This window comes from Carboxylicivirga longa (assembly GCF_050589825.1).
Lineage (GTDB): Bacteria > Bacteroidota > Bacteroidia > Bacteroidales > Marinilabiliaceae > Carboxylicivirga > Carboxylicivirga longa.
Genome location: NZ_JBNGOZ010000008.1, coordinates 79,946 through 93,955, shown reverse-complemented (window position 1 = coordinate 93,955; position 14,010 = coordinate 79,946). Strand labels below are relative to the sequence as shown.

Sequence of the window (14,010 nt, the reverse complement as noted above, 5' to 3'; positions counted from 1 at the left end):
ATGTATCAGCAAGTATGTATAAAAATTGGGTCGAATGTTTTGGCTGGCGAATCAGGAGGACTCAATAAGCGGCATATTAATCAGCTGGTGATGCAACTGGCTGACCTTCATCGCTCGGGTAAAAAAATCATTGTGGTTTCTTCCGGTGCTGTGGCAGCAGCCCGTGGGCTTGTTGTGCCCGATAAGAAGTGTGACCGTGTGTCGCAGCGTCAGCTCTTATCGTCGGTTGGGCAGGTTCGATTAATGCATTTGTATGCTGATTTGTTTGATTTGCATGGGATTCAAATTGCACAGGTGCTGGTTACCAAGCAGGACTTTAGTACGCGTGAGCATTATCTGAATATGAAAAATTGTGTCACTGCCTTGTGGGAAAATGGTATTGTACCCATTGTGAATGAGAATGATGCGGTGTCAGTAACGGCCCTTATGTTTACCGATAATGATGAGCTCAGCGGTATGATGGCGACCCTGATGGCTTGTGATGCACTGTTGCTATTAACCAATGTGGATGGTATTTACAACGGTCATCCCGATGATGAGGGTGCGGAAGTGATTACTGAGATAGACGCTGAGCAAAAGGATCTTCACCGTTATATTTCAAGTGTTAAATCAGATTTTGGCAGGGGGGGGATGCTTACCAAATGCCGGGTGGCACAAAAGGCTGCCATGTCGGGTGTTCATGTGCACATAGCCAATGGGCAACACGATAATATTATTAGGCAGTTGTGTACATCGCCACAAGCAGTGCACCATACACATTTTAAGGCCGGCAGTGGTTATCCAGCAGTGAAAAAGTGGATATCCCATTCCGCGGGTTTTGCCCGAGGACAGGTAAGCATTAATGATGGGGCGGCGCTAGCCCTGTGCTCAGCCAAAGCAACAAGTTTGTTGTTAGCGGGTGTTCATGCTATTGATTATGAGTTTGAAAAAGGCGATCTTATTCGCATCTGCAACATGCAAAAGCAAACTGTGGGTATAGGTAAGGCGGCATATAGTAGTGCAAAGGCGCAAAAGCACCGGAGCGACGAAAAGTATAAACCCTTGGTGCACTACGACTACTTATATGTGTTTCCTGATTTTTTAGCGTAAGCCTTTATTGTTTATAAAACCAAACAAATATCTATGTATCAGTTGTTTTTTGATAAGGTAAAACTCGCATCGCGACAGCTGACAAGTGTTAGTGATGAGGTACTGCAGGCTGTATTACTTGATTTAAGTGCAGCATTGTTGGCTGCCAAAGAAATGATTATAAGTGCCAATCATAAGGATTTAATGCGTATGGATAGAAGCGACCCGCGCTATGATCGTCTTCTGTTAAGTCCTGAGCGTATCGATGATATAGCACGAGGTGTGAAAGAAGTAGCGAATTTACCCGGCCCTCTGGGTGAAGTGCTCGAGCAGCGAATCTTGCCCAATGGTTTGCAGCTCACAAAAAAGCGTGTTCCCCTAGGGGTGGTGGGTGTCATTTACGAGGCACGACCCAATGTTACTATCGATGTGTTTGCCCTTTGCTGGCGCAGTGGCAATGCGTGTGTACTAAAAGGAGGCAGCGATGCTGCTGATAGTAACGCAGCATTGGTGAGCATCCTGCACAAGGTGTTGCAGCGGCATGGTCTATCGCCCGATGTGGTGCAGCTACTACCCAACGATAGGGCTGCCACTCAGGCCTTGATGCGAGCTGTCGATCAGGTGGATGTGTTAATACCCAGAGGATCGCAGGGGTTGATCAATGCGGTGCGCGATCAGGCTAAAGTGCCGGTTATAGAAACCGGTGCCGGTATTGTCCACGCCTACTTTGATCAGTCAGGTGATGTCAAGTTAGGACAAAAGGTACTTTTAAATGCTAAAACACGTAGGGTGAGTGTGTGTAATGCCCTGGATTGCCTTATAATACATCGCAGCCGTCTGAGTGATTTATCTGCTTTGCTTGCGCCCATGGCAACAGCTGGTGTAGCGGTGTATGCCGACGAAGCTGCTCATTATCAGTTGAAGGGTAATTATCCGGATGCTATCTTATTTGAGGCAGGTGAAAATGATTTCGGAACCGAGTTTCTGGCCATGAAGCTGGCTGTAAAAACAGTGAGTGGTCTGCATGAGGCATTGGATCATATTGCACGTTATAGTTCAAAGCATAGTGAAGCGATTATTGCAGAGGATAAGGAGGTGATTGAACGCTATCTTAATGGGGTAGATGCTGCTGCCTTGTATGTGAATGCCAGTACCGCTTTTACCGATGGTGCTCAGTTTGGCTTAGGAGCTGAAATTGGTATTAGTACACAGAAGCTGCATGCACGCGGACCGATGGGTCTTCGTGAGCTTACTACCTATAAATGGATTGTGAAAGGGCAGGGGCAGGTTCGGCCGGCATAAGGTAATCGCCCACGCAGATTAATAATAAAATAGCTTAATACGATATAAAATGAAGAGATTTTTAACGGTTGATGATATTGGAAACTTAGAGGCGGCATTAAAAGAGGCAGCTGAAGTGAAGCAGAATCCCTATGCCTGGGACACATTGGGTAAAAATAAAACGATCATACTTTTGTTTTTTAATTCCAGTTTGCGCACGCGGCTGAGCACTCAGAAGGCGGCCATGAATTTAGGTATGAATGTGATTGTGCTGGATGTTAATAAGGATGGCTGGCAGCTGGAAACGGAGTTTGGTGTGGTGATGGATGGTGATAAACCTGAGCACTTGCGTGAGGCTGTGCCCGTGATTGGTCGTTACTGCGATATGATTGCAGTACGTTCCTTTGCATCTTTGAGTGATAAGAAAGCCGATTATGAGGAGCAGATTTTAAATCAGTTTATCGATTTTGCCGGTGTGCCGGTTATTAGCATGGAATCGGCCACGCGTCATCCTCTACAAGCCTTTGCCGATTTGATTACCATTGAGGAACACAAGCAGAAGGCACGACCCAAGGTGGTGCTTACCTGGGCACCACACCCGCGTGCTTTACCGCAGGCTGTGCCCAATTCGTTTGTTGAGTGGATGAAAACTGCCGATGTGGATTTGGTGGTGACGCATCCTGAAGGATATGAGTTGGCCGCTGAGTTTACCGATGGCGTAAAGGTAGAATATGATCAGAACAAGGCCTTTGAAGGGGCTGACTTTATCTATGCCAAAAATTGGTCGTCCTACAACGATTATGGTAAGGTGACTAACCACGATCGCAGCTGGACGGTTGATGAAGAAAAAATGGCACTGACCAATGGAGCCAAATTTATGCATTGCCTGCCGGTGCGTCGTAACATGATTGTTACCGATGCAGTGATTGACAGTGCCAATAGTATTGTTATTGATGAGGCCGCCAATCGAGTAGTGTCTGCTCAGGTGGTGATTAAACGCGTTTTGGAAACCCTAAAATAGAGAAGTATGCACGATCGACTAACAATTGTAAAAGTAGGAGGTAAAGTGGTCGAAGAGTCCGCTTCATTGCAGTCTTTCATTCAGGATTTTGCCGGTATTGCCGGGCAAAAGATTCTGGTACATGGAGGAGGACGATCGGCCACTGCAATGGCCGAGCACCTGGGGCTTAAAACTACCATGGTGGATGGACGTCGAATTACCAATCGGGCAATGTTGGAAGTTGTGGTGATGGTGTACGGAGGACTGGTCAATAAAAATATTGTGGCACAGCTTCAGGCGCTCAATAAGCAGGCCGTTGGTCTTACCGGGGCTGATCTGGATTGTGTGCGAGCCGTCAAACGACCTGTAGTGGATACCGACTATGGTTACGTGGGCGATGTTACGGCTGTTAATACTGAGCATCTGGTGGAACTGTTGCGTCAGGGTGTGGTGCCGGTGGTGGCGCCCCTCACACATGACGGGAAAGGGCAGCTGCTCAATACCAATGCTGATACCATGGCGGCCGAGTTAGCCAAGGTCTTGGCAAGGGATTTTCGAGTGCAGCTGGTGTATTGCTTCGAGAAAAAAGGAGTGTTGGAAAATCCTGATGATGAGGATTCCGTGATTCGTGAACTTAGCACCAGTTTGTACACCGAACACAAGGAGAGCGGAGTGATCAATGCCGGTATGATTCCTAAGCTTGACAATGGTTTTGCCGCCTTGCAACAGGGGGTTGAGCAGGTTTGCATTACAAATATTGAGGGACTCAAAAATGGGTTTGCCTCCGGAACCCGATTATCACAGGAATGAATAGATGGAACAAAAGCAAGAAAAGTACACGCGTGAGGCCATTGCCCTGTTGAAGCGTTTGATAAAAACACCTTCCTTTAGTCGGGAAGAGGGCGCTGTGGCCGATATGATGGCCGGCTATCTGAAAGAGCAAGGGTTGGATGTGAAGCGACAGAGTAATAATGTGTGGTGCTGGGCGCAGGAGAAAGATCCGCAGAAACCGACAATATTGCTCAATTCTCATCTGGATACGGTAAAGCCCTCGGATAAATGGAGTTATGATCCCTTTGGAGCCTATCAGGAGGGTGATAAGCTTATTGGTTTGGGGAGTAATGATGCCGGTGGTCCATTGGTGGCTCTTATGGCGACTTTTCTCTGTTTAAAAGATGAGGCATTACCCTATAATCTGGTTTTTGCTGCCACCGCTGAAGAGGAGGTGTCCGGTGCTGATGGTGTAGCGCTTGTATTGCCTCATCTGGGATCCATTGACCTGGGTATTGTTGGCGAACCAACGCAGATGCAGATGGCCGTGGCCGAGAAAGGACTGATGGTCTTGGATTGCGTGGCGCATGGCAGAACGGGGCATGCCGCGCGTGACGAGGGAGTGAACGCTATTTATAAAGCCATGGAGGCCATTTCGTGGTTTCGAACTTATCAGTTTGAAAATGTATCCCCTCACCTGGGGGCTGTTAAAATGACGGTTACACAGGTGACAGCCGGCAGTCAGCATAACGTAGTGCCCGATGTCTGCCGTTTTGTGGTGGATGTTCGTCTGAATGAGTGCTACAGAAACAAGGAGCTGCATGCCATAATAGAACAGCATGTGGATTGTGATGTTACGCCGCGATCCTATCGCTTGAACAGTTCGTTTATTCCGTTTGAGCATTCTTTGGTGCAGCGGGGTAGGGCATTGGGCTTGTCGCATTACGGATCACCCACAACTTCCGATCAGGCGCTGATGGATTTTACAACGCTGAAAATAGGTTGTGGTGACTCTGCGCGCTCACACACGCCCGATGAATATATTTATTTGTCGGAAATTGAAGAAGGTATAGCTACTTATATCAAACTGTTGGCAGATCTTGATTTGTAGGTATTTAACCCTGTTTTTAGGATGAGTAAAATGTGATAAAAGTCATATAAATCACCTAAAATTGCTTAATTATAAATTAAAAGTGAATATATTTGCCAAATCGAAAGGCTTAAGTTTTAAAATGTTACAGATAGTAACTTCCTTGGATTGGCCATAAAACCATTAACAGCTAAAACGTTAAGATATGAAGCTTTGGGATAAAGGCACCTCTGTTGATAAAAGGATAGAAGATTTTACTGTAGGGCGTGATCGTGAATTGGATGTGCTGTTGGCACCATTCGATATTATGGGTACCATGGCGCACATTACCATGCTCGAGAGTGTAGGATTGTTGTCAGAAGATGAATTGTCTGTACTGCTTACGGAACTAAAAGCTTTACATCGTCTTGCGCTTGCCGGAGATTTTGTAATAGAGGCAGGTGTGGAAGATGTTCACTCGCAGGTGGAACTTATGCTAACACGTAAACTGGGCGATGTGGGCAAAAAAGTTCATAGTGGGCGCTCGCGCAACGATCAGGTATTGGTCGATCTTAAATTATACACCCGTCATCGCATTGAGGCCTTGGTGCAGAATATCGAAAAGTTGTTTGCCGTATTGCAGGAGAAGAGTGAGGCAAATAAAGACATTCTGATACCCGGTTACACGCACTTGCAAGTGGCTATGCCATCGTCTTTCGGAGTCTGGTTTGGTGCTTTCGCCGAGAGTTTGGCCGATGATCTGCTGTTGTTGCAGGCTGCGTGGCGCACCGCCAACCAAAATCCGCTGGGAACAGCGGCCGGCTATGGCTCCTCCTTTCCACTCAATCGAACGCTCACAACGCGCTTATTGGGCTTTGAAGACCTTAACTACAATGTGGGATATGCTCAAATGGCTCGGGGTAAAATGGAGCGAACCGTGGCCTATGCCATGTCATCGGTGGCACAAACGCTGGGTAAGTTGGCGGCCGATGCCTGCATGTATACCAGTCAAAACTTTGGATTTATTAAGTTGCCCGATGAGCTAACCACGGGTTCAAGCATCATGCCGCATAAAAAAAATCCTGATGTATTTGAATTGCTCAGGGCGCATTGCAATAAGCTACAGGCGCTGCCCGAATCCATCGGAATGATGACCGCTAATCTGCCATCCGGCTATTTTCGGGATCTCCAGCTGATAAAAGAAGTGTTTATGCCCGCCTTTGATGAATTAACGGATTGTCTTGAGATCGCCATCTTCGCCATTGAAAATATGGAGGTGCGCCATGATGTAATGCAGGATGAAAAATACAAACTGGCTTTTAGTGTGGAAGAGGTAAATAAATTGGTGCTGAGTGGTGTGCCTTTCCGTGATGCCTATAAACAGGTGGGGTTAGCCATTGAAGCAGGTACCTTTAATACTGATGCTCAGGTGCAGCATACGCACGAAGGTTCCATTGGCAATTTATGCAACGAAAAAATCAGGGAAAAGAAAGATAGAATTATAAAGGAATTTGGTTTTGGGCAGGTTAATACGACCCTTGCCGACTTGCTGAAGTGAGAGAATTATTGATAACTGTTTGAACGATTAACAAAAGGAATAAAGTATGGCAATACATGAGAAGTTGGCAAAGGATGCTGTGATGTCGAGTGATATTGATAAATCGTTATTTGATAAATTTAGCGTTAAAAGAGGATTGCGTAATGCCGATTTTTCTGGAGTGCTGGTGGGTTTAACTACCATAGGAGACGTAGTGGGTTACGATAAGGTAGAGGGGAAGCTTATTCCCCGTGATGGACAGTTGTTTTACCGCGGTGTTGAACTGAAGGATCTGGCCAGAGGGTTTCAGTCGCAGGGAAGACATGGCTTTGAAGAAACGGCTTATTTGCTGCTTTCAGGGCAACTGCCCAACCGTGAGCAGCTGGGAGCTTTCACGGCAGAGCTGGAGCATGAGCGTCATCTACCCCCTTTCTTTTCAAAAAACATGATACTCTCCTTGCGGGGGCGTGACATCATGAACATGCTTGCGCGTTCTGTTCTCGGGCTTTATACGGCCGACGATCATGCCGAAGATTTATCGCCTGAGAATTTAATTAAACAGTCCATTAGCCTGATTGCTAAGTTTCCGGTAATTGTGGCTTATTCATACTTTGGTATGCGTCATTCATATCAAAAGAAATCATTGGTGATCCGCCATCCGCAGCCCGAATTAAGTACTGCCGAGAATTTTTTATACATGCTCAAGGGTAAAAACTATTCGAAGCTCGAGGCTGACTTATTGGATTTATCGCTGGTGATACATGCTGAGCACGGTGGTGGTAACAATTCATCGTTTACCACACGTGTGGTGAGTTCGGCTCAGACCGATACCTATTCGGCCATTGCTGCTGCTCTTGGTTCGCTGAAGGGTGGGTTACACGGGGGTGCTAACCTGAAGGTGATGGATATGATGAATAATATTAAGGCGAATGTGAAGGACTGGAGCGATGAGAACGAGATAAGGGCCTACTTGTTGAAGATATTGAATAAACAGGCTTTTGATAATACGGGTAAGATATATGGTATCGGTCATGCGATCTACACCAATTCCGATCCGCGTGCTGTACTGTTAAAGGAAAAGGCGCAGTCCCTTGCGGTGGAAAAAGATCGTGTGGATGAATTTAATCTATATGCGGCCATCGAGCGCCTGGCACCGCAAGTGTTTTACGATTTTAAGGGAGCTAATGCCAAGGTGATTTGTGCCAATGTTGATTTTTACAGTGGTTTTGTTTATGATTGCTTGCAGATACCCAAGGAGATTTATACACCTATTTTTGCCGTATCGCGCATTGCCGGATGGTGTGCTCATCGTATTGAAGAGGTGACCTTCTCAAGTCGCCGGATTATCCGTCCTGCCTATAAAAATGTGTCCGAACGAATAGCTTATACCGACCTGGACAAGCGTTAGTAAAAAAAAATATTTTTGTTGATTGGGTATGAGGGATCAGTGCATAGGGGAGATTTGCACGGTCCCTCATTTTTAGTCTAATCAGTGCTTGTTGTTGTATAAATATGCAGCAACTGAAGACGAGGTCTATAATTATGCATGAACAGATAAAAAAATTCGGAGGTGAGGCAAATAATTATTACCTTTGTGCCGCATAAGGGAAGCCTTGTGCATGCATTTATTCAGAGCGTTATGAGTAAATGCATTTTTTGTGTCGAGATTAGTGTAAATGATTTAAGTATCAGAAGGTATGCCTGAAGTACAAAAGATTAAATTAGTGTTGGAAGACGGAACAGTCTTCGAAGGAAAATCATTTGGATACCACAAGTCGGTAGCGGGTGAAGTAGTGTTCAATACAGCCATGACCGGCTATCCCGAAAGTTTGACGGATCCGTCTTACGAAGGGCAAATCCTTGTCTCTACTTATCCTCTCATTGGTAACTACGGTGTGCCAAAAAACGATACCGAAAACGGGATACCAAAATTCCATGAGTCGGATCGCATTCATATCTCCGGATTAATTATTTCGGACTATTCTTTTGAATACAGCCATTGGAATGCAGAAAATAGCCTTCGCGAGTGGTTGATACAGAATAAGGTGCCGGGTGTATTTGGCATCGATACGCGGGCTTTGACTATGATTCTGCGCGAAAAGGGTTCGATGTTGGGTAAGATTGAGGTGGAAGGTGAAGCCATCGATTTTGTCGATCCCAACAAAGAAAATCTTGTGGCCAAGGTGAGTATCAAAGAGAAGAAAGTGTATGGATCAGGTAAGCATAAGGTTGTGCTGGTCGATACCGGTGCTAAAAACAATATTTTGCGTTGTCTGCTAAAACGCGACACTACAGTTATTCGTGTACCTTGGGATTATGACTTTACACAAGAGGATTATGATGGCATTATGCTGTCCAATGGTCCCGGTGATCCCCAGATGTGTGAAGTTACGATCGAGCATATTAAAAAAGCAATGGCTATTGGTAAGCCAATCTTTGGCATCTGCCTGGGTAATCAGCTCATGGGTATTGCTTCGGGTGCTTCTACCTATAAGCTAAAATATGGTCACCGTGCCCATAATCACCCTGTGATTAAAGTGGGAACCGATACTTGTTATATCACCAGCCAAAATCATGGTTTCGCCATTGATAACAATACACTAAGTAATGAGTGGGAGCCATTGTTTTTAAATGTTAACGATCAGACTAATGAGGGAATTAAGCATAAAACCAAGCCATTTTTCTCTACTCAGTTTCACCCTGAAGCATCGAGTGGACCTACCGATACGGAATTTTTGTTCGATGAGCTGATTGCAAAAATTGAAGCAAGCAAGAAGTAAATAGACAATATAGAACAGGCAGATCGCATCCTGGTTGCATAATGCAATGGGGTTGCGATTTGTTGCATTACAACAATCCATTAATCAAATATTTATAATATCTTTAGTGAGCTAGCTTGTTTAACTTTTTAAAAGTCGCTGCTTATGAAGGATATCGTAAATATTTATTCCGACACCGAATTAACCGTTATGCATCTGAAAAATGTATTGGCGGACAAAGGTATCGAGGCCATGGTGAAAAATGATTTTCAATCGGGTGTATCGGCTGGTTTTGTTGCCGGGTCGGCCACTTCTGTGGACTTATACGTGTTGCTAAAAGATGAAGTGCGTGCACGTGCCATTGTGGAGACGTTTGTTAAGGAGCTTAAGAAATAGCGTTTATGAACTACCCCTCATTCTATGATGTTGTGATCGCTTATGATCGCATTAAGTCTTATGTGCACCAAACGCCTGTTTTGAGCAGTAGCAGTATCAATGATATGATGGGCTGCACTTTGTTTTTCAAATGTGAGAATTTTCAGAAAGTAGGAGCATTTAAATACCGGGGTGCAAGTAATGCTGTATTGAGCCTCAATGCGATGCAACGAGCGCAGGGTGTGGCCACGCATTCATCGGGCAATCATGCGGCTGCACTGGCCTTGGCAGCTCGCGAAAATGGGCTTCCGGCCTATATAGTGATGCCGGACAATGCACCTGAAATAAAGAAGAAGGCCGTGAAAGGTTATGGCGCCCAAATTACTTTCTGTGCTCCCACCCAGCGCGATCGTGAGCTTACACTGAAAGCTGTTCAGGCACGAACCGGTGCCATTCTTGTGCATCCCTATAATCAATGGGAGGTAATTTGTGGTCAGGGAACAGCGGCACTGGAGCTAATGCAACAACAACCCGATCTGGAGGCTGTTATGGCCCCGGTGGGTGGAGGTGGCTTACTGAGTGGTACGGCTACCTACTTGAAGGGGAAGTATCCCGGAATAAGGGTATTAGCAGGTGAGCCGCTTATGTCCGATGACGCCTATCGGTCTTTTAACAGTGGTGTACTACACCCTGTTGATAAGCCCGAAACCATCGCCGACGGCCTGCGTACTTCATTGGGTGAACTTACTTTTGCCATTATCCGCGAGAAAGTGGATGATATTTATACTGTTTCTGAGGCATCCATTATTTCGGCCATGCGCCTTATCTGGGAGCGCATGAAGATTATTGTGGAGCCTTCATCTGCGGTGCCTTTGGCTGCTGTTATGGAAAATAAAGAGGCTTTCAGGAAGCAGCGAGTGGGTATCATTCTGTCAGGTGGTAATGTTGATCTTGCGCACCTTCCTTTTTCTTAATTATGATGAGGCGGAAAGCTTTTGACAGTTAGTTAAATTAGTATTTTTCTCATAAGTAAGATTCATTGAATTATGAAGTAATTAGTAAAATATCAACTTGTCAAAATAATTTATCTGGTAATAATGCAATTGTCTTTGTCCAAATTTCAAATAAGTAATGCGAGAATCTCTTCATTTTTATACGTATATAGATCATTCTAAAAGTTTATTATTGGCAGGTAATGAGAATCTCAAGATGTTTAAGAATTTTATCTACTCTTAAGGTTATGACGATAGATTAAGACAACTAGGTTTACTTAGGACTACAAACTTGATTTATGCTTTGGCTGTCGAATTAATATTCAAGTCAAGAGCTTTATATGAGGAAAGAGAGAATATAGAGGCTGGAAAAATTAATAATTACAATGAACTCAAAAAGAAATGGGGTAAGAATGGACATGTAATACAAAATATCCTTGATTATTATCAGATAGATATAAGTGAGCACGAGCAACTTATGATAGAGGAACTTCAGCCATTTATGATTTGGGCAGGTAGATTTCCATTTCCTTTAAATGACGATTTGGCAAAACACTATGAAGTAGGTAATAAATCCTTGAGTTTAAGACCTGATTTGCACATTAAAGTACAACAGATTATAGAAACTCAAATTCAAGTAATGAGCAAATAGAGTTTATCGCTGCAATGGCTAATTAAGTATTTTGTTTAATATAAAAAAACTGCCAATCAATCACGATTGCGGGTCATGAGTCACATCTTAATAATTGCTAATTGCGGATGGTTAACTGACCATTTGAGTAAGATGTGTAGTATGATTTTAAGGCGTAAACAGCGGGCCCTTTGATAATATCACCATATTGGGTAGCTACCAGAAATTCAGATCCGCATTGGGGGCATTTAACAATGGGGTTGCCTTCCTCAATAATTTCCACATAATGCAAGCGGCCATCTTCGTGCTGGTAGGTGCAGGTACGGTCAAAGGCATAATACTGGTCACTGCTGGCACTCCACACGATTACACCATTAACGCCCGGCACGCGTCCGTTGCTGCCACGCATTATTACAAAAAGGCTCTTTCCTGCATATTGCGGCACAATATCGATGGTGGTTGAAAAGTGTACATTGGGTATAATTTCAGAATCTTTGCCGCAGCTAAGTGCCATTAAAGAAATTAATATGGCAAAGGTAAAACGTTTCATGTCATTCATTTTTAAGAAAAACGTTGATCGCTATATTTTATTATTATGGGGCAGGACTCAGCAATCTTTAAGCTAACAAATTTATTACATTGGAATTGAGTTTTTTTATAATATCTGACTTTAAATTGGTAATTTGGTGCATTAAATAAATTACTGCTATGGATGATTTAGGAAATATACTATATGTACTGGCTATGTTGGCTGCTCTTGTATTTAGTGCGCTGAAGAAGAAAAAGCAGGTAGATAAATCACCGCCAGTTCCCGGGGAGGAGCGTCCGGAATTTGACCCCATGGCTGAGGATGATATTATGGGTGAATTGCGGGAGCTTTTTCAGTCCAAAGCCAAAGAGGAGCAGCCCGTAGTAAGGCCTGCAGTCAAGAAGGAGCCGGTGCGTTTTGAGAAGGATCTTACAAAGCAGGTGGGTAAACCCAAAGTGATGGTTAAAAAGAAAGAGCCGATACGGTTGATTGAAGATGATGAGGTGTATGAGCAGGAGCAGATAGACCTTCGTCAGGCAGTGATTTACTCCGAAATATTAAAACGGCCTTACGAATAGCCAAGCGTCTATCAGGTAGTTATTTAGCGGTATTGCTATCCTGTTCTTTGATTTTCTATTTAACTTTCATATATTTGTAACAAAGAGTCTCGGCAAGTCGGGATTCTTTTTATTTTTAATACCTTATAAAATTAATAATTAAGAAACTGCCAGTTGCCTGTGTTGGCTTGCCAATGTAGTTTGTAACTGGTTGTTGGTTTAGTAATGTAAATGAAATTGGTTAGTTGTTACTTCATAATAAATCGATGTCCTGTTGATTAACAAAACAAAGGGATAACGATTTATTTATGATCGTTACAGATAGCCTTTGTTCAATAAATTTAAAAGCATGAAATATATAACAGAAGCCGGTTTAAAGAAGCTGAAGGAGGAATTGCATCAGCTTGAGACTTATGAGCGTCCTTCCATATCTAAGCAAATTGCAGAAGCACGCGATAAAGGTGATCTATCGGAGAATGCCGAATATGATGCTGCCAAAGAAGCACAGGGTCTTCTTGAGATGCGCATTGCGAAGCTAAAGGATACCGTTGCGAATAGTCGTATCATTGATGAGTCGCGTATTGATACCTCCAAGGTACAGCTGTTGAATAAGGTAAAGATTAAAAACCTAAAGAACGGTGCTGCCATGACTTATACGCTGGTGCCTGAGAGTGAAGCTAACCTTAAAGAAGGTAAGATATCCATTTCAACACCCATTGCCAAAGGTCTGTTGGGTAAAGTGGTGGGCGATCAGGTGGAGATAAAAGTGCCTTCGGGATTGATGACTTTCGAAATTATTGAGATATCCATTTAAAAATCTTGTCGCCATGCCTAGCATTTTTACGAAAATTATAAAGGGGGAGATTCCCTGTTATAAAATTGCGGAAGATGATCGTTTTTTTGCCTTTCTGGATATTAATCCTTTGGCGAAAGGACATACATTGGTGGTTCCCAAGCAGGAAACAGATTATTTGTTCGACCTGGATGATGCGCTGCTGGCCGACATGAATGTGTTCGCTAAAAAGATAGCTGTGGCACAAAAGAAAGTAATTGACTGCAAGCGCGTGGGGGTGGCGGTGTTAGGTTTGGAGGTGCCGCACGCGCACATTCATTTAATACCCATGAATAGCGAAGCCGATGTTAACTTCAGAAACCCCAAGCTGAAGCTGAGTGCCGATGAAATGGCGGCCATCGCCAATAATATTCGTACGGCACTGTAAATATTGAGTAATATTAAGCATAAATACGAGAGATCAGTTCACCGAGCTGGTCTCTTTCTTTTTTTAGATAGCTTGTTAGCTGCTTGGTTTTACTGATGTAATTTCATCTGGTAGTACTTCCTTAGTAGTTAGACGTTTTCTTTATGGCCACGCGCCATTAATGGGCATTAAGAGGGAGGAGCTAGGAATCTGACCTCGATGCTTCGCCAATATCAGCAAAA

Annotated in this window: 15 protein-coding genes; 14 read left to right on the top strand and 1 reads right to left on the bottom strand. The window is 44.0% G+C overall.

Going from position 1 to position 14,010, the window contains the following annotated elements:
* The 11 genes from proB to ACRD7A_RS08840 all read left to right on the top strand — a co-directional run bounded on the left by proB (position 1) and on the right by ACRD7A_RS08840 (position 11,504).
* Complete coding sequence (gene proB / locus ACRD7A_RS08890) at positions 1 to 1,089, top strand: glutamate 5-kinase (RefSeq protein ID WP_430810634.1); 1,089 nt, start codon at positions 1 to 3, stop codon at positions 1,087 to 1,089.
* A gap of 33 nt (positions 1,090 to 1,122) precedes the next feature.
* Positions 1,123 to 2,370 (top strand): glutamate-5-semialdehyde dehydrogenase, encoded by a 1,248-nt coding sequence (locus ACRD7A_RS08885; protein ID WP_430810635.1) that lies wholly within the window; start codon positions 1,123 to 1,125, stop codon positions 2,368 to 2,370.
* A 49-nt stretch (positions 2,371 to 2,419) separates the two neighbouring features.
* Positions 2,420 to 3,370: an N-acetylornithine carbamoyltransferase gene (locus tag ACRD7A_RS08880; protein WP_430810636.1), complete on the top strand. Its 951-nt coding sequence runs from the start codon at positions 2,420 to 2,422 to the stop codon at positions 3,368 to 3,370.
* 6 nt (positions 3,371 to 3,376) lie between these two features.
* Positions 3,377 to 4,159, top strand: coding sequence for an acetylglutamate kinase (argB, locus tag ACRD7A_RS08875; protein WP_430810637.1), 783 nt, complete (start codon positions 3,377 to 3,379; stop codon positions 4,157 to 4,159).
* A 4-nt stretch (positions 4,160 to 4,163) separates the two neighbouring features.
* Positions 4,164 to 5,231, top strand: a complete 1,068-nt coding sequence (locus ACRD7A_RS08870) for a M20 family metallo-hydrolase (protein WP_430810638.1) — start codon at positions 4,164 to 4,166, stop codon at positions 5,229 to 5,231.
* Positions 5,232 to 5,415: 184 nt separating this feature from the next.
* Positions 5,416 to 6,747, top strand: coding sequence for an argininosuccinate lyase (gene argH / locus ACRD7A_RS08865; protein ID WP_430810639.1), 1,332 nt, complete (start codon positions 5,416 to 5,418; stop codon positions 6,745 to 6,747).
* A 46-nt stretch (positions 6,748 to 6,793) separates the two neighbouring features.
* Positions 6,794 to 8,134, top strand: coding sequence for a citrate/2-methylcitrate synthase (locus tag ACRD7A_RS08860; RefSeq protein WP_430810640.1), 1,341 nt, complete (start codon positions 6,794 to 6,796; stop codon positions 8,132 to 8,134).
* Between the two features lie 289 nt (positions 8,135 to 8,423).
* Positions 8,424 to 9,506 (top strand): glutamine-hydrolyzing carbamoyl-phosphate synthase small subunit, encoded by a 1,083-nt coding sequence (carA, locus tag ACRD7A_RS08855; protein ID WP_430810641.1) that lies wholly within the window; start codon positions 8,424 to 8,426, stop codon positions 9,504 to 9,506.
* Positions 9,507 to 9,650: 144 nt separating this feature from the next.
* A complete protein-coding gene (locus tag ACRD7A_RS08850) occupies positions 9,651 to 9,881 on the top strand; it encodes a putative signal transducing protein (protein WP_430810642.1) in 231 nt (76 codons plus the stop codon).
* Between the two features lie 5 nt (positions 9,882 to 9,886).
* Entirely contained in the window at positions 9,887 to 10,834 is a 948-nt protein-coding gene (locus ACRD7A_RS08845) for a pyridoxal-phosphate dependent enzyme (protein WP_430810643.1), read from the top strand.
* A gap of 322 nt (positions 10,835 to 11,156) precedes the next feature.
* Positions 11,157 to 11,504, top strand: a complete 348-nt coding sequence (locus tag ACRD7A_RS08840) for a hypothetical protein (RefSeq protein WP_430810644.1) — start codon at positions 11,157 to 11,159, stop codon at positions 11,502 to 11,504.
* 97 nt (positions 11,505 to 11,601) lie between these two features.
* Here the strand turns inward: ACRD7A_RS08840 and ACRD7A_RS08835 are convergent, their stop codons facing one another.
* Positions 11,602 to 12,033 carry a Rieske 2Fe-2S domain-containing protein gene (locus ACRD7A_RS08835; protein ID WP_430810645.1) on the bottom strand — a complete coding sequence of 144 codons (432 nt, stop codon included), beginning with the start codon at positions 12,031 to 12,033 and terminating at the stop codon, positions 11,602 to 11,604.
* A gap of 158 nt (positions 12,034 to 12,191) precedes the next feature.
* Here ACRD7A_RS08835 and ACRD7A_RS08830 point away from each other — a divergent pair, with 158 nt between their 5' ends.
* From ACRD7A_RS08830 to ACRD7A_RS08820, 3 genes are all read left to right on the top strand, one after another.
* Positions 12,192 to 12,590 carry a hypothetical protein gene (locus ACRD7A_RS08830; RefSeq protein WP_430810646.1) on the top strand — a complete coding sequence of 133 codons (399 nt, stop codon included), beginning with the start codon at positions 12,192 to 12,194 and terminating at the stop codon, positions 12,588 to 12,590.
* A gap of 328 nt (positions 12,591 to 12,918) precedes the next feature.
* Positions 12,919 to 13,383: a transcription elongation factor GreA gene (gene greA, locus ACRD7A_RS08825; protein ID WP_430810647.1), complete on the top strand. Its 465-nt coding sequence runs from the start codon at positions 12,919 to 12,921 to the stop codon at positions 13,381 to 13,383.
* A 13-nt stretch (positions 13,384 to 13,396) separates the two neighbouring features.
* Entirely contained in the window at positions 13,397 to 13,789 is a 393-nt protein-coding gene (locus ACRD7A_RS08820) for an HIT family protein (protein ID WP_430810648.1), read from the top strand.
* Positions 13,790 to 14,010 lie beyond the last annotated feature (221 nt).